The organism is Nocardioidaceae bacterium SCSIO 66511 (assembly GCA_023100825.1).
Lineage (GTDB): Bacteria > Actinomycetota > Actinomycetes > Propionibacteriales > Nocardioidaceae > Solicola.
Window position 1 is genome coordinate 2956336 of sequence record CP095846.1, and the last position, 16225, is coordinate 2972560.

Consider the following 16225-nt stretch of genomic DNA (forward strand, 5'->3'; position numbering starts at 1 on the left):
CGGTTCGTCAGTGGTGAGTTGCAGTCTGCAGGTAGGTACCGACAGCGCTTCCCGGGCAACCGTGCCGCTCACCGAGCGGTCATCCGCTGTGCACGATCTCGGTCGACCACTCGTCACGAGGTTGGGCGTGTAGGCGCCAGTAGTGTTCGGCGATGTCGTCCGGGTCGAATGCGGTTCCGGGCGCTACTGTCCCGGCCACCGTGACGGTCGCTGCGTGGATCCCATGGTCGCGGTGTTCCTGGTCGATAACCTCGACCAGTGCGCGGACCCCGGCCTTGCCGAGCGACAGCGAAACGTACCGGTGGTTCACTTCCGGCATGCCGCCGGTGATGATGAACGTACCGCCCCCACCGTCCTGCATGGCGGGTACGACCCGCGCCGCCGTGGTGATCGCGCCCGCGACGTTCACGGCCCATGCCGCTTGATGCTCGGCTATCGACAGGTGGCCGATGTCGTCCGCGCGGATCACTGCCGCGTTGTAGACCACCACCTCGGGCGGGCCGAGCTCCACGACGACGCGGTCCAGCGCGGTGCGCAGTGCCGGCTCGTCGCTCGCGTCCGCCGGCTCCGCGACCACCGTGCCGCCGAATCCGCTCAGCCGCCCCCGTACGGAGTCGAGGGTCCCCTGCGAGCGGGCGACCAACCCGACCGAGAATCCCTCCTTCGCGAACCGCACGGCCACCGAGGCGCCGATACCGACCCCCGCGCCGACCACGATCAGGCCTGCCATGGAACACCTCCGGGTACTGAACTGTTGTCAGTTGCGAACGTAAGCCGTCACATCGGTGTGAAGGTCAAGTACGAGTGGGGATCGCCATGCACATCGGAACGCTCGCGTCGCGCACCGGCGTCAGCAGACGTCTGTTGCGCTACTACGAGGAGCAGGGGCTGCTGCGGCCGGCTCGCTTGCCCAACGGATATCGCGAGTACGCGGAGAGCGATGTCGACGCGGTGCACCGGATCCGCCACCTGCTCGGCGCAGGGCTGCCCACCGACGTCATCGGCACGATCCTGCACTGCGTCGAACACGACGGCGATCGCGTCGTCGCGTCACCATGCCCTGGCGTGACCGCGCAGTTGACCCGCGAGCGTACGCGGATCGACGACGAGATCAGCCGACTGAGCGGATCTCGCCGTGCGCTGGACGCCCTGCTCGGCTCCGCGGCAAGCCATTAGGCTCAACTCGTGCCTCAGCTTCGTCTCGCTCTCGCCCAGATCGACACTCACGTCGGCAACCTCGATGCCAATGTCGAGTCGGTTGTCGCCCAATGCCGAGCGGCGTCCGACCGCGGCGCGCATCTGATCGTCTTTCCCGAGATGACGCTGACGGGATATCCGATCGAGGACCTCGCCATGCGCGCATCGGTGATCGAAGCATCGCGTACCCGGATCGAGGCGCTCGCCGTCCGGCTCGCCGACGAGGGCCTCGGCGATCTCGTCGCGGTCGTCGGCTTCCTCGACCGTGCGACCGACGTCGCCGACTCGTTCGGTATCCCCAAGAACGCACCCCAGAATGCCGTCGCCGTGATCCACGGCGGCCGGATCGTTGCGCGTCAGGCGAAGATCCACCTCTGGAACTACGGCGTCGGCGACGAGCTGCGTAACTTCGTACCGGGTGACACGATCAACGTCGTCCAGGTGCAGGGCGCCGACGTCGCGATCGCGATCTGCGAGGACCTGTGGCGCACGGGCCCTCTTGCAGCGGTACGTGCCGCCGAGGCAGGGCTACTGGTCGTACCGAACGGTTCGCCGTACGAGGCCGACAAGGACGACGTACGACTCGACCTCTGCTCGTCGCGCGCCGTCGAGGGCGAATGCGCACTCGCGTACGTCAATCTGGTCGGCGGCCAGGACGAGCTCGTCTTCGACGGCGACGCACTCGTAGTCGACTCGTCCGGAGAGCTGCTCGCGCGATCTCAGCAGTTCGTGGAGGAACTGCTCGTCGTCGACCTCGACCTGCCGGCCGCAACTCCTGCCATGCCGGGCTCGGACGAACGTTTCGGCGGCCTCAGAATCGCGCGTACCGTCATCTCGGCCGATCCCGTGCCTACCTACGACGCCGACATCGCCAGTGTCGCGCCTCGGCTCGACGACCACGAGGAGATCTGGTCGGCGCTCGTGACGGGCCTGCGCGACTACGTACGAAAGAACGGGTTCTCGTCGGTGTTGCTGGGTATGTCCGGCGGCATCGACTCGACGCTGGTCGCGGCGATCGCGGTAGACGCGCTCGGAGCCGAGAAGGTCTACGGAGTGTCGAACCCGAGCGAGTGGTCGACCGAGCACTCACGCACCGATGCCGCCGAGCTCGCCCGGCGCACCGGCCTGCACCTCGACACGGTCGCGATCGCGCCGATCAAGGACGCTTACGACGCCGCGATCGCCGTCGACGGACTCGCGGCGGAGAATCTCCAGGCCCGCATCCGCGCGGTGATCTGGATGGCGCTGTCCAACCAGCATGGGCACCTCGTGCTCGCCTGCGGCAACAAATCCGAGCTCGCCACGGGCTACTCCACCATCTACGGTGACGCGGTCGGTGGGTACGCCCCGATCAAGGACGTACCCAAGACGCTCGTCTGGCAGCTCGCGCGGTGGCGCAACGCTGCGGCCGAACAACGCGGCGAGACCCCACCGATCCCGGAGAACACGATCAGCAAGCCGCCGTCGGCAGAACTTCGGCCCGGGCAGCTCGACACCGACTCGTTGCCGCCTTACGACGTGCTCGACGCGCTGCTGGACGCGTATGTCGAGCGCGACCTCGGCACCGCCGCAGTGATCGCCGAGGGCTTCGACGCCGAGCTCGTCGAGCGCGTCGTGACTCTCGTCGACCGGGCGGAGTACAAGCGGCGTCAGTACCCGCCAGGGCCGAAGATCTCCCGCCGCAACTTCGGCCGCGACCGCCGCGTGCCGATCACGAACGCCTGGCGCGAGCAGGTCTGATTCTTCGCAACGCGACGTGGCACACATTCGCTTGCCCGCGCGGCGTACGTACGTGGCAGGCTGAGCACATCCGGGGACTCCACTCGGGAGCCTCGAGATGTGGAGGTTTCAGCCATGCCAGAAGCAACCGGTACGCAGGGCGAGGAGGCCGCACCGTACGGCGGCACTCCCAAACCCCGTAAGCGAATTCGGACCCACACGCTGCAGCAGCTGAAAGCACGTGGCGAGAAGTGGGCGATGCTCACGGCGTACGACCAGTACACCGCGCAGATCTTCGATGAGGCCGGCATCGAGGTGGTGCTCGTCGGCGACTCGGCGTCCAACAACGTATTCGGCAACGAGACGTCCCTGCCGGTCACGGTCGACGAGCTCATCCCCCTTGCTCGCGCCGTCGCGCGATCGGTGACCAGCACGTTCGTCGTCGCCGATCTACCGTTCGGCTCGTACCAGGGGTCGCCGCAACAGGCCTTCGACACGGCCGTGCGGTTCATGAAGGAAGCCCAGGTGCACGCGGTGAAGCTGGAGGGCGGCCTCTCGGTCGTACCGCAGGTCGAGATGCTGACGAACGCAGGCATCCCCGTGATGGCCCACATCGGCTTCACACCTCAGTCCGAGCACACCCTCGGTGGCTACCGGATCCAGGGGCGCGGCGACGCCGCCGCTCGTACGATCGAGGAGGCCGAAGCGCTGCAGGAGGCCGGCGCGTTCGCGCTGGTGATGGAGATGGTTCCCTGCGACGTCGCCGCCGAGGTGACCAAGCGCCTGACCATCCCGACGGTCGGAATCGGCGCGGGACCCGACTGCGATGCCCAGGTACTCGTCTGGCAAGACATGGCGGGTCTGCGCACGGGCCGGATGCCGCGGTTCGTCAAGCAGTACGCGGCGCTGCACGACGTACTCCTCGATGCGGCGAAGACCTACGCACAGGAGGTACGCGGCGGGTCGTTCCCCGGTCCGGAGCACACGTTCGAGTCCTGACCCGTCAGACGTTGACCGCGGGCACCGCCGCGGCAGGATTCGACCCGGAGAACGCGGCCGCGATCACGAAGCCCGCGACCTCCTCCAGCTGCCGGTAACGACTCGGCCCGCCGAACGCCATCGGCGTCGCGTTCGCATCCGTGACCAGGCGGGAGACGACGCGAACTGCGGCGCCGTCACCGGCAAGCGGCACGAGCGGCCGCGTGCCGGTGGGCGGAATCGGCACGGACCAGGTATCGGCCGGCAAGAGGTGGAACGCCTTCACCACATGGGATTCGGGAGCCAGGTCAGCGATGCGCCCCGCAGCGGAGACACCGGGTGGCGTCAGAATCTCACCGATGCCGTGCTCCACCGCGTTGGTCGGGTCTATCAGCGGTTTGCCCGCGAGCACGCCGTCGGACGCTCCAGCCGCGCCAAGGGCGTCCTCGACGCCGGGCCAGAGAACCGCAAGTAGCACGACGTCACCGAAAGCGGCCGCGTCCCGCAGCGTACCGGCGCGGCCGGTCTCGCCGAGTCTGTCGGCGAGGTCCCGCGCCTTTGTCGCACTTCGACCGCCCACGACGATCTCGTGACCGGCGCCTGCCCAGACAGTGCCCAACGCCGACGCCAGCGTCCCTGTGCCGAGAATGCCAATCCGCATAGCTGTCTCCCTTACCTCCGTGAATCTGGCTGGAGATGACTACGCTAGACAGCCCGTTACGCACCGATCGGTTCATAACGCACGGAGGAGGATCGAGCCATGGCACAGGAGCGACGGACGTCGGAGCCCCTCGTCGCAGACTGCATGGTTCGCGCGGTTGCCGACCTGTTCACACACACGTGGGACCCGGTCGTACTGGCAGCGCTGCGTGCCGAGCCGCTTCGGCGCCGCGACCTGCGCGCAGCCATCGGCGGGGTGAGCGACAAGGTACTCACACAGGCACTTCGACGGCTCACCCACGCGGGTTTGGTCGAGCGCCGCGCACTCGCCGGGGCACCGCCACGGGTCGACTACGCGACCACCGACCTCGGCAACTCCTTGGTCGACGGTCCGATCACCTCGATGGGTGACTGGGCCGTCGAGCACGGCCACCGACTGCTCCCGCCCGAGTAGCCCGCGCGAGATTCTCAGACGTCGGTGATGCGCACCCCCGCGTGTGCCTTGTACCGCCGGTTGATCGCGATCAGGTTGGCCGTGAGCGCCTCGACCTGATGCGCGTTGCGGAGGCGCCCGCCGTAGATGCCGCGCATGCCGGGGAGCAGGTCGACCAGCTCGATGATCTGCCCGATCGCTTCGCGGTCCTCACCCAGCACGAGTACGTCGAGCGCCAGGTCATCGATGGACAGGTCTGCGAGCGATACCGCCGAGACATGGTGGAAAGCCGCCGTGACCGTCGACCCCGGCAGCAGTGCCGCCGCCTGCTGGGCCGCGCTGCCCTCGGGTACGTCCAACGCGTACGGACCCTGCTTGTCGAAACCGAGCGGGTTGACCGAGTCGACCACGAGCTTGCCGCGCAGCGCGGGCTCGAGCTCGGCCAACGTGTCGGCGTGGCCGTCCCATGGCACCGTGATCACGACGATGTCCGCCTGTGCCGCGCACTCGACGTTCTCAGCCCCGCGTACACCGTGGCCGAGCTCGGCGGCAACCGACTCCGCGCGTTCCGCCGAACGCGAGCCGATCACCACCTCACGCCCCGCGACGGCCCAGCGAAGTGCGAGTCCGCGTCCTTGGGGTCCGGTGCCGCCGATGATGCCGATTGTCTGTGTCATGAAGGGCATCGTCTCGCGTCCGTCTGCGGACTCGGCAGGGAGGTCACTTCGCGGTGGGGCCCTCGTCTCGTACCCGCTCGACCTCGGACATCGCCTCCCGCAACTTTCCGAGCCACTCCTCTGTGTTGTCGCCGACCAGACGTACGCACCAGGCAAGCGCATGCGACCGGCTCCGCGCGACGCCAGCGTCGACAAGCGTGTCGAGCACGATTCGCTGCGGCTGTCGCAGCCGGGTCATCACCGGGACGGACAGGTTCGTGAAGACATCGCGCTGCGATCCGCACTCGACGCCCCACGCGACCTTGCGCTGGAAGCGTCGTTCGGCCTCGCGGGCGACCGCGATGCGGTCGTCGCGGGTGTCTTCACGAAAGCGCGAGATGCGGCCCGCGATCGCTTCCAACGCCTCGCCGCTGTCATCGTCGGCCGCAACGCCGTCGGGCGGCGCGATCGTACCGACGATCGTGATCTCCTCTCGATCTGTCGTCACCTCTGCGGGCCCGGTGAACCACTCATCGGGCAACCGGCCACGGACCCAGCCCGCGACCTCATCTTGACCAACCATGAAAGAACCTCCGTGTAATGATGTAATCATTACTCGGAGCGCAGGCGATCACAAGCCGATCGAAACGGTGCCGGAGCCGGGCTACTTGCGCGTTTCGTCGTCGTTCCAGTTCGGGTCGTGCTCCCACTCCTCGTTGCGCTCTTCGACCTTGTCGAGCGCATGCTCGGCCTCGGCTCGCGTGTCGTAGGGACCGAGGCGGTCGGCTGCCTTACAGCCGCGCTTGCCCTCGACGGCGTGGTGCTTGAGGCAGTAGAAGTACTTCTCGGCCATCTCGGTGCTCCTTGTCCGTCGGGCGTTCGTACGACCATCCTGCCTCAGTCACCGGCGAATGCGCGCGGGCGAGCGGCGCCGGGCGCTTTCCGGCTCACTCCGGTCGTCGGACCCGCTCGGCCACGGCTCGACCTCCGACCTAGACTCGCCGGGTGACCTCACTCGTCCCGTACCCGATCTCGCCGATGCGCGACGTACCCGCCTCGATCGAACGCCCCGAGTACGTAGGTAATCCCGGTCCGGCACCGTTCACCGGCTCGAACGTCCAGGACGCCGACACCATCGAGCGCATGCGGGTCGCGAGCCGACTGGCTGCACAAACCCTCGACGCCGTCGAAGCGGCGATCGCACCGGGCGTCACCACCGACGAGCTCGACCGAGTCGGCCACGAGTTCATGACCGAGCACGGTGCGTACCCGTCGACGCTCGGCTATCGCGGCTTCCCGAAGTCGTTGTGCACGAGCGTCAACGAGGTCATCTGCCACGGCATCCCCGACGCGCGCCCGCTCGAAGACGGCGACATCGTCAACGTCGACGTGACCGCCTACATCGGTCGAGTGCACGGAGACACGAACAAGACCTATCTCGTCGGAGCTGTCGATGAGGAGTCCAAGCTCCTCGTCGAACGCACCCGCGAGGCGACGATGCGCGGCATTCGCGCCGCGAAGCCCGGTCGCCGGATCAACGTCATCGGCCGGGTCATCGAGTCGTACGCGAAACGCTTCGGCTACGGCGTCGTACGCGACTTCACCGGGCACGGCGTGGGACCGGCATTCCATACGGGCTTGGTCATCCCGCACTACGACGACGAACGCTTCGACACCGTGATCGAGCCGGGCATGACGTTCACCATCGAGCCGATGCTGACGATCGGCACCCACGAGTGGGACATGTGGGACGACGACTGGACTGTCACCACCAAGGACAAGTCGCGTACCGCACAGTTCGAGCACACCCTCGTCGTCACCGACTCGGGTCCGGAGATATTGACGCTCAGCGACGCATGACGCGATCTGCCCACCGAGAGCAGTTTCGCCATTCATCTGCGCCTGGACATCGCCGTCGCTAGTGTCCTGTGTTTGAAGTGGCTTTACGGAAGGCGTCGTCCAGGTGGATGCATCCGCAAGAACGAGGAGGACAGTCATAGTCGGTCCTATTTCCGACGACGAGGACGCCGCGGGGCGCCGCCTGGGCGGCGAAAGACGTCAAGGTACTTCAAACGCAGGGCACTAGCATCCTTGCGACCGAGCCGACTCCCGAGAGGGGCCTCTGGTGGCCAACCCGTCCAAGTTCGCAGGAACCCTCGTCGCGACCGCATTGGTCGCCGCGCTGGCACCGACGGCACCGGCCGTCGCCAACGACCCCGAAGCACGCTTCGCTCTTCCCGGCACGTACAAGATGAAGAAGAGCAAGGGCCATCTGTCGTTCAAGGTCACCCGCAAGGGCAAGTACATGAAGGGGTGGAAGGCGATGCTCTTCACCTCCTGCGGCGGATTCCCTGACCCGATCACCTACCAATGGGCGTGGTACGACTTCCCGACCACGAAGATCAAGCGCAGCGGCTGGGTGCGGCGTACCTGGAAGAAGAAGAACTTCACGATGAAGATGCGTGTGCACTTCGTCGGCAAGCGCGCGAAGAAGGGCTACACCTCATACAGCGGGCCCGGACGATGCAGCGCTTCGGAGAAGTGGACCGCACGCCGCGTACACAAGTAGTGCGTACCGCCTCAGAGGGCCGAGACCAGCGCGATCACGAGGCATACAACGCCCGCAACGCCTGCTACCCCGGCTCCGATCGTGTACAGCGCGCCGGTCTGACCGTGTGACTCGCTGAGCTCCTCCTCCGTACGAGTGGAGATCAGCTGCTTCGAGCCGTCGGCCGGCCCGCCGACCACCAGCTCGCCGTCGCGATCGGAAGCCTCACCGAGTACGTAGACCCGCGCTCCGTCGGCGAGAACCCACTCACGACGGCGGAAGCCGATCGTGTTCTCGTCGTCGAACGCGTCTTTCGCGACTCGTGCAACGGTGGCAAGAAAGCCGCCTTCCTTGGGGGCCTTGCCTGCCTTGGGCTCCTCGAACTCGTCGAGTACCTTCTTCGGCTTGTCGACGATCACCTCGGGGCGGACCAGGACGCGACCGCTCGAATCCTCGACATAGAACAGATCCTTCGTACGGTGCGACGTCAGCGTCTCGGTCTTCGTACGAGTGCGGCGGTGGCCGTCCTTGTCACGGTACGACTCGCGATACTTCCGCTCGACCTTGTGCCGATGCCAGGCGCATTTCGTGTCACTCATCTGCGAGGACAGCGGTCCGCCCGGGCCGATGCGTACGACTCCCTTGACTTCGACGGTCGTCGAGAACGACCCCTCGCCTCCCGCAGAGACAGCCGCCTCGCGCAGCGACTCGAGGTCGCGCGCGAGCACCGTCTGTGTGCTCGTCATGCGCTGGATCGCCTTACGAGCGGTGAAAACCCGGTATCCGAGGAACCCCGCAACGCCCAGCAGTACGACGCCGACAATCCACATTCCCACACGCTCGCTCTCTCGACCCACATCGACCGGCGTACATCTTGCCGTATGGGGAGGTCGGTTCGCAGGCGATTTGGGCACACCGAAGTCACCTTGCCCAGGGTGCGGATGAGTCGGCTTGTAGGCCGGATCCTGTAAGTGCACGGGCACCCAGCGACCATCTATCTACGCGCACCGTTGCCGATGCGCTCCAGCAACCTACCCGCTGACTCGGGCGAGCAGCCCTCGAACGTCAGCGCAGACCCGCGTACGGGTCCTCTTGGTCTTGCTCCAGGTGGGGTTTACCAAGCCGCCTCGGTCACCCGAGGCGCTGGTGGTCTCTTACACCACCGTTTCACCCTTACCCGTTCCGTACCGGCGAACCGGCGCGGCCGTTGGCGGTCTGTTTTCTGTGGCACTGTCCCGCGGGTCGCCCCGGGTGGGCGTTACCCACCACCCTGCTCTGTGGAGTCCGGACCTTCCTCGTCGAGTGGCAAGCCACCCCACGCGGCCGCCCCGCCGACTCATCCGCAGGCTCAGCGTACCCTCTCCCGGGGATCAACTGACGCGAGAGGAGCCGGCACTGTCCGATGCGATCGCCGTCGCCGCACTCGTGGCGACGGTCTTGACCGCGATCCGCTGGCCGCACGCACGTGGTGAACTCGTCACCGGAAGTCTCGCCGCCGTCGCGGTACTCCTCGTCGGTGCAGTGTCGCCCGCCGACGCCGTCGCACAGGTGCGCGAACTTGCGCCCGTCGTCGGATTCCTGGTCGCCTTGCTCGTCCTCGGCGCGGCCTGCTCTGCGGCCGGGTTGTTCGACGCACTGGGGTGGATGCTGTCGGCTGCCGCCTGGAGGCGGCCCGCGTTCGCGCTGCCCGTCGCGGGTGGTGCCGCGGCGCTGACCAGTGTGGCACTCAGCCTGGACACGACCGTCGTCCTGCTGACTCCCGCACTCGCCATCGCCGCTCGCAGGATCGGCCAAGGTGCGCGGGCGTACGAGTTCATCTCGGTACGAATGGCGAACTCCGCCTCGCTGCTCCTCCCGGTGTCGAACCTGACGAATCTGCTCGCCATCTCGGCGACCGGCCTCGGCTACCTCCAGTGGGCCTGGCTGATGCTGCCGGTCTGGCTATGTGCCGTCGTGCTCGAATGCGTTGTCGTACGCCTGGCGTTCGGCCGTACCGTCGAGCCGACCAGGCTGCCCGCGACGCCCCCGAGCCCGCCCGACGTGGCACGCACGAAGCTGACCCGCGCGGCAGCGTTGGTCGTGGTGCTGGTCCTGGTCGGGTTCGTCGCAGGGTCGTACGTGGGCATCCAACCGGTCTGGGTCGCAGCGACCGGTGCAGTCCTACTCGCGCTCGTCGTGGTGCGCAAACGTCCGGTGGCGGCGCGCACCCTCGCGGCCTCCGCGGGCCTGCCGTTCGCGTACTTCGTAATGTGCTGGGGCATCGTGGTCGCCGCGGTAGCCCAGACCGACCTCGTACGCGAGGTCGAGACGCGGCTACCGTCCGGCAGCGGGTTGGGCTCGCTCATCGGCCTCGCGCTGATCGCGATGGTGGCGGCGAACCTGCTGAACAACCTGCCGGCGACGCTGCTGCTGGTGCCGCTCGTCGCCCCGGGCGGGACGGTCGCGGTACTCGCCGTGATCGTCGGCGTCAACGTCGGTTCGAACCTGACGTACGCGGGCTCGCTGGCGAATCTGCTGTGGCGCAAGGTCGTCCGTCGACTGCATGACCGAGATCCGACCGGTGACTTCCACCGCCTCGGGGTCTTGTCGACACCGCCGCTGGTCATCGCGTGCACCACGGTCTTGTGGGCATGGACCTCGCTGGTCCGCTGACCGTACCCGGCGCATAGAGTCGCCGTTATCGGCCGCGCGGAAGACGACGGCGGCCGCACGGGTCAGCGGCAGATCGAGGTGAGGCGTCGATCGTGTCCAGGTCGTGCGCGGCGTTCGGTGCTGAGCACGTGACATCCTCGCCCAACGGAGTCGACGCGAAGGTAGCCGCCCTCGCGCTTCGCACGGACTCGCCGCCCGTCGACGTAGACGATGTCGTGGCTCGGGCCGGAGGCAGGCACGTACACGGTCGCGGCGGTGTTGCCCGGTACGTCGACCGCGACGTCGGTCCGTCGCTCGCGGGTGTGGAACGCCGCGCCGATGTCGCCCTTGAGTGTCGGCACATTCACGTTCGCCCAATCGACGCCGGCCGGTTGCGGCCGCACCTCGTACGTCGCGTAGCCGGGTGTCGTCGGCGTGATGCCGAACATCCCCTGTGGCACGTTGTACGCCGGGGACGCGGCCCATGGGTGCGAGTACGTCATGTTGCCTTTCAGCGACGCGTCCCACGCTTCGGCAGTGGCGCCGGAACCGTCGGCGATCATGTTCATCCAGCTGCGGAGCCCGGTGTCGGTGAGCAGGTCATGGGCAAGACCGCCACGGTCGCCGTTGTACAGCGACTCGATCAGGAACGCTGCGCAGTACACACTGCACTGCATGCCGCGACTTCCGATGTAGTCGGCTGCCCGCTCGGCACGCTCCGAGTCTGCGACGCCGAATGCGCTGGCGAAGACGCTCGCGTGCACCGCCCAGTGCTCGACCGGCGTTCCGTCCGCATCGAGGCCGTCGCGGTACGCGCCGACCTCATCGTCCCAGAGCCGCTCATTCATCGCGGCGCGCAGTCGCGTCGCGGTCGCCTCGTACGAATTCGCGTCGGCGTCCTTGCCGAGCGCGGACGCGATCTCGGCCATGTCCATGAAGCTGCGGTAACCGATTGCGTTGATGACCGTGTTGTACGGCCGGTACACATATCCGTCGCGTTCGGAAGTCGGCCAGTCGACGATGTCGCAGTCGGTCCGGCTGCTGCAGCCGTCGGACCCGTGGTCTTTGCGGATCAAGCCCGTGCTCTGTTCGACCCATTCGGTCGGGAGCTTGTCGACGAGCTGGTCGTACCCTCGCTCCAGCGCAGCCATGTCGCCCGTCTGCTGGTAGCTGTCGTGCATGGCCAGGATGGTGTACATCGGCCACTCTGTCGGCCACGTACGCCGCGTCAGTAGGTAGTCGACCGAGTAGTTGCCCAATGTCGGGTCGGACGACGTGTAGAAGTTCGCCATCATCTGCAGGTAACTGTCCGCCTCGTACGGCTCCCGTTCGCGGGTCCACGAGTCGACGTACAGGTTGTGATTCAGTGCCTCCAGCGTGTCGTGCGAAAGCCGCCAGACCTTGTTCAGCGCGTCGTCGGAGGATCGGAAGCGCGCGGCGTCCGCGTCCATGGGATAGATCTGCGCCAACGCCGGAAAGTCCTCGGCGCTCAGCCCGGACGGCGCGCCGATCACCTCGGCGTACCGGAAGACCCGCATACCCCACGTCTCGAGGTGCAGCGGCTTGTCGGTCAGCGTCCAGCGGTCCTGGTAGTGGTTGCCCGTACGCATGGCATAGCGGACCTGCTGCGGGCCGGACAGTTCCTCACCGAAGCGCAACTCGACCACCTGGCCGGCTTCGCCATCGAGGTCGAGGCTGAGACCGCCAGCCCAGGTCCTGCCGTAGTCGATGAAGTAGTGCCCGGGAGCCTTCTCGACCACCTCCACCGGGTACTCGAGGCGTTGCGTCACCTTGGCCGTAGGGGTCGCGACCAATTCGTCGTACGCCGGTCGTGCGTCCGCCCGTGGCCACGTCGAGTCGTCGAAGCCGGGTCGTGCGAATCCGACAGGGTACGCAGCCGCTTGGAGGTTCTCCTTCGGCGCAGTGAAGAACCCGGTGCCGATCGAGCCGACAGACGGGTACACCGCGTCTCCGGGTAGCGCGCGCCAGTCACGGCCGGTGCCGAACGTCTGCCGGGTGCCGTCCGCGTACTCGACGACCAGCTGCGCCTGGAACGCTTGGTCGCGCGTAGACCAGGCGATCGCCCCGAGGGTGTTCTCGCGGCCCCGGCGCACCAGGTCCGTCACGTCGTACCCGTCATAGCGGGTCTCGCCACCGATCAAGCGCACGGGCCCGAGACCGACGAACCGTCCGTTGAGCCACAGCTTGTAGACGTACTGCCTGCCGGGCTCGGGTGAGCTGCCAGTGGCGTACACGTTCGCCCAGGCGATCGGTTTGTTGGCCGTGTCGAAGTCTCCGCGGAGGAACGCCCAGTCGTTCCCGCCGACGCCGTAGACACAGTTCTGGCTGGTACCGATGTGCAGGCGGCCTCCGTCGACGGAGCCACAGACGAAGTCGCGGGTCGGACCCTCGAAGTCATTGTCGTACAGCACCGTTCCGTCGGCCGCGGTCACGGTCAGATCGTCCCAGGTGTTGCGTTCACTGCCGCCGGTACGAAAGCCGATCGAGCCTTCGGTGAACGCCACTCCGTCGGTCGTATCGATGTGCCGGTCGTCCAGGTACGTACGGACCGAGTCGCCTTCCACCTCGATGCGCAGCCGGTAGTCGGTGTCGCGTTCGAGGTCGATGTCGAGCGGGACGGCTTTCAACTCACGGAAGGTCCCGTCGACGCGGTCGTGGGGAGCGAGCTCGTCCACGCCGTCGCCACGGAACTGCCACATCAGGTAGTTGTCCCGGTCTTGGGCGTTGAACACGATGGTGGCGTTCTGCGAGGTGATCCGGAACGTGGTCTCGATCGTGTAGTCGTGCCATCGCACGCTGTCGGGATCGCCCAGCCAGATCGGCTCGCTCGCACCCCACTCGGCGCCGAGCGCCGTTCCGAACGTGGCGGTCCGTGACCACGACGAGCGTCGTCCGTGGTCGTTCCAGGTACGAACGCGCCACACATAGCGTTCGCCGCGTTCGAGCTTCGGCCCGGCGTACGCCACGTTGGTGCTGGCGTCGGACACGGACTTGCCCGAGTCCCACGTCCGCGACCTGCCCGACATCAAGTCACGGTGGCTTGTAGCGACCTGTACCTGGTACGCGGTCTGCCGATCCGATGCCACCTGCCATCCGAGCAGCGGGGCCACCACGTCGTCGACGTCTGCGGGCTCGGTGCGCTGGCCGACGGTCAGATCCGTCGGTCGCCAACCGAAGGCGGGTTGCGTCGCTTGTGCGGCGGTGACGGTCTGCCCGGCGCCGGAGGTCGGGGCGGTACGTCCGGTCGCCGTCGGCGCAAGGAGGCCGAGTACGACGGCGACCGACGCGAGTAGCGGGAACGTAGGCCGGTGGAGGAGCGACATCGGCAGTCCTGTCGTCGAATGAGCTATATGAAACGATTCAGATAGCGAGACGTTAAGCCACGGAGGCCATCCCCACAACCCCATGTCCGGATCCGGCCGCCTACGCATAGAGTCGCCGCATGCTCGTACTGCTGCCGCCCTCGGAAGGCAAGACAGTTCCCGTCAGAGGCAACCCGCTGGATCTGAAGCGGCTGGCTCTCCCGGAGCTGACTCCCGCTCGCGAGCGAGTGCTCGATGCGCTGGTCGAGCTGTGCGAGTCGGATCCCGAGGCGGCCGCCACCGCACTCGATCTCGGGCCGACCCAGTCCGATGCGATCGCGCGCAACGCCGTGCTGCCGTCGTTGCCGACCGCACGCGCCGACCGGATCTACACCGGGGTGCTCTACGAGGCGCTCGATCTGGCGACCCTGGACGCATCAGCCAAGCGGCGCGCCACGAGCCGGCTCGCCATCGCCAGTGGGTTGTTCGGCCTCGTACGAACCGGTGATCGGATCCCGGCGTACCGACTGTCCGGAGACGTCACCCTGCCCGGGCTGGGCCCGGTGGCTGCCGTATGGCGCGACGCGCTTGCCGAGGTGGTACCGCAACTCGTCGGCTCCGGCCTGCTCATCGATCTCCGCTCGCAGACGTACGCGAGCTACTTCCGGCCGAAGGGACGACTCGCGGATCGCACCGCGACCGTGCGGGTGATCCACGAGCACGCGGGCGTGCGCAAGATCGTCAGCCACTTCAACAAGGCGACCAAGGGCAGGATCGTACGCGCGCTGCTCGACTCGGGTGCCAACCCGCGCACTGTCACGGCGCTGGCCGACACGCTGCGCGACCTCGGCTGGACCATCGAACGTGACGGTGGTCGACTCGACGTCATCGTCGCAGAGGTATGACCTGTCGGGTGGCTCAGCGGCCGAATGCCGTATCGAAGCGCTGCCGCACGTCGGCCAAGCGTTCTACCGGTTCGTTTGCGAACACCAGCCGCAGATAGCGCGCTCCGGACGGGCCCCAGCCGTCCATCGGCGTAGCGGCGACGCGACCGTGTTCGAACAACAGCCGCGCGGCGTCTGCTGGCGGCATCCCCATCGCCTCGGTGTCGATCAGCAACGACCAGCCGCCGTCGGGTGGTACGACCGGATAGTCGCTCAACTCGCGTACCAGCAGGTGGGCACGCTCGGCCCAGGCACGTGCCGCCCGGTCGACGTCGGCGTCAGCGTCGGGCGCCGTCAGCGCGGTCGCCACCGCCTCCTGCGCGAGTCCGACCTGACAGACGACGTTACTCAGCCCGACCAGATCGACGTCGCGCATGATCTGGGAAGGGCCGACAACCCAGCCGACACGCCACCCGATCATGCGCAGCTCCTTCGACGCCGAACCGACCGTGATCGTGCGGTCGGCGAGCTCCGGTAGCGCCGCCGGATGTGCCGGAGCCACGCCGTCGAACCGGATGCGTTCCATGGCGGCGTCATAGATCAACCAAGCGTCGTGTCGCTCCAAGGACTCGGCGAGCGATCGCCAGTGCTCGTCGCCCAAGACGGCGCCCGTCGGCATCGACGGTGACATCAGCAATACGGCCGCGGTGCGATCGCCGACGGCAGCGGCGAGCTCGGCCGGATCGGTACGCCAGCCATGCGTGGTCGGCCGTTGCGGAACGAACCGCGGAACCCCACCTGCGAGACGTACGCGATTGACGAGACCCGCGTAGATCGGATCGCAGAGCACCACCTCGTCGCCTGGCTCGACGACGGCGAGAAGGACGTTCAGGATGCCGTTGAGGCCGCCGGCGGTGATGAGGCACTGCTCCGCCTCGTAGGACCGGCCGGCCATTCGAGAGACGTGTGCGGCCGCCGCCCGTCGAAGCGAGACTCCGCCTTGGAACGGCAGATAGCTGTTCGCGGCATCTTCGAGCACCGCCTGCCGGGTGCGCTCGAGAGCCGCCGGCAACGGCCGTAGGTCGGTGTCGAGGTTCTCGAGTCGCAGCATGCCCGCATCGGCCACCTCGTCTGCGGCGTCACCCACCCGGTCGACGCCGATTCCCGGGATGTCGCGGACACGGCTGACGCTCATG

The 16225-nt window shown here is 67.3% G+C and carries 16 protein-coding genes and 1 other RNA gene; 8 read left to right on the plus strand and 9 right to left on the minus strand.

Features of this window, described 5'->3' with window-relative positions; genetic code table 11:
- Positions 1-79 precede the first annotated feature (79 nt).
- Positions 80-730: an SDR family NAD(P)-dependent oxidoreductase gene (locus tag MU582_13865; protein ID UPK73522.1), complete on the minus strand. Its 651-nt coding sequence runs from the start codon at positions 728-730 to the stop codon at positions 80-82.
- Positions 731-816: 86 nt separating this feature from the next.
- Here MU582_13865 and MU582_13870 point away from each other — a divergent pair, with 86 nt between their 5' ends.
- From MU582_13870 to panB, 3 genes are all read left to right on the plus strand, one after another.
- Positions 817-1176, plus strand: coding sequence for a MerR family transcriptional regulator (locus tag MU582_13870; GenBank protein UPK73523.1), 360 nt, complete (start codon positions 817-819; stop codon positions 1174-1176).
- Between the two features lie 9 nt (positions 1177-1185).
- Complete coding sequence (locus MU582_13875) at positions 1186-2937, plus strand: NAD+ synthase (GenBank protein UPK73524.1); 1752 nt, start codon at positions 1186-1188, stop codon at positions 2935-2937.
- Between the two features lie 114 nt (positions 2938-3051).
- Positions 3052-3915, plus strand: coding sequence for a 3-methyl-2-oxobutanoate hydroxymethyltransferase (panB, locus tag MU582_13880; protein UPK73525.1), 864 nt, complete (start codon positions 3052-3054; stop codon positions 3913-3915).
- Positions 3916-3919: 4 nt separating this feature from the next.
- Here panB and MU582_13885 read toward each other — a convergent pair whose 3' ends face one another.
- Positions 3920-4555 (minus strand): NAD(P)-binding domain-containing protein, encoded by a 636-nt coding sequence (locus tag MU582_13885; GenBank protein UPK73526.1) that lies wholly within the window; start codon positions 4553-4555, stop codon positions 3920-3922.
- A gap of 99 nt (positions 4556-4654) precedes the next feature.
- Here MU582_13885 and MU582_13890 point away from each other — a divergent pair, with 99 nt between their 5' ends.
- The gene (locus MU582_13890; GenBank protein ID UPK73527.1) at positions 4655-5008 is read left to right on the plus strand and encodes a helix-turn-helix transcriptional regulator; all 354 of its coding nucleotides are present in this window, start codon (positions 4655-4657) and stop codon (positions 5006-5008) included.
- A gap of 14 nt (positions 5009-5022) precedes the next feature.
- Here MU582_13890 and npdG read toward each other — a convergent pair whose 3' ends face one another.
- From npdG to MU582_13905, 3 genes are all read right to left on the minus strand, one after another.
- Positions 5023-5664: an NADPH-dependent F420 reductase gene (gene npdG, locus MU582_13895; protein ID UPK73528.1), complete on the minus strand. Its 642-nt coding sequence runs from the start codon at positions 5662-5664 to the stop codon at positions 5023-5025.
- A 43-nt stretch (positions 5665-5707) separates the two neighbouring features.
- Positions 5708-6226, minus strand: coding sequence for a hypothetical protein (locus MU582_13900; GenBank protein UPK73529.1), 519 nt, complete (start codon positions 6224-6226; stop codon positions 5708-5710).
- Positions 6227-6307: 81 nt separating this feature from the next.
- Positions 6308-6496 carry a hypothetical protein gene (locus MU582_13905; protein UPK73530.1) on the minus strand — a complete coding sequence of 63 codons (189 nt, stop codon included), beginning with the start codon at positions 6494-6496 and terminating at the stop codon, positions 6308-6310.
- A gap of 185 nt (positions 6497-6681) precedes the next feature.
- Between MU582_13905 and map the strand changes: the two genes are divergently transcribed.
- Positions 6682-7503 (plus strand): type I methionyl aminopeptidase, encoded by an 822-nt coding sequence (gene map / locus MU582_13910; GenBank protein ID UPK77175.1) that lies wholly within the window; start codon positions 6682-6684, stop codon positions 7501-7503.
- A gap of 265 nt (positions 7504-7768) precedes the next feature.
- On the plus strand, positions 7769-8212 hold the full coding sequence (locus MU582_13915; protein UPK73531.1) for a hypothetical protein: 444 nt from the start codon (positions 7769-7771) through the stop codon (positions 8210-8212).
- Positions 8213-8223: 11 nt separating this feature from the next.
- Here the strand turns inward: MU582_13915 and MU582_13920 are convergent, their stop codons facing one another.
- Together MU582_13920 and rnpB are read right to left on the minus strand one after the other, a co-directional pair.
- On the minus strand, positions 8224-9021 hold the full coding sequence (locus tag MU582_13920; GenBank protein UPK73532.1) for an E3 ubiquitin ligase family protein: 798 nt from the start codon (positions 9019-9021) through the stop codon (positions 8224-8226).
- 108 nt (positions 9022-9129) lie between these two features.
- Positions 9130-9530, minus strand: an RNA gene (gene rnpB, locus MU582_13925) — RNase P RNA component class A.
- A 98-nt stretch (positions 9531-9628) separates the two neighbouring features.
- Between rnpB and MU582_13930 the strand changes: the two genes are divergently transcribed.
- Positions 9629-10843 (plus strand): arsenic transporter, encoded by a 1215-nt coding sequence (locus MU582_13930; GenBank protein UPK73533.1) that lies wholly within the window; start codon positions 9629-9631, stop codon positions 10841-10843.
- A gap of 62 nt (positions 10844-10905) precedes the next feature.
- Here the strand turns inward: MU582_13930 and MU582_13935 are convergent, their stop codons facing one another.
- Positions 10906-14166, minus strand: coding sequence for a glycoside hydrolase family 78 protein (locus MU582_13935; protein UPK73534.1), 3261 nt, complete (start codon positions 14164-14166; stop codon positions 10906-10908).
- Positions 14167-14285: 119 nt separating this feature from the next.
- Between MU582_13935 and yaaA the strand changes: the two genes are divergently transcribed.
- Positions 14286-15050: a peroxide stress protein YaaA gene (gene yaaA, locus MU582_13940; protein ID UPK73535.1), complete on the plus strand. Its 765-nt coding sequence runs from the start codon at positions 14286-14288 to the stop codon at positions 15048-15050.
- Between the two features lie 13 nt (positions 15051-15063).
- Here yaaA and MU582_13945 read toward each other — a convergent pair whose 3' ends face one another.
- Positions 15064-16224, minus strand: coding sequence for a pyridoxal phosphate-dependent aminotransferase (locus MU582_13945; GenBank protein UPK73536.1), 1161 nt, complete (start codon positions 16222-16224; stop codon positions 15064-15066).
- Position 16225 lies beyond the last annotated feature (1 nt).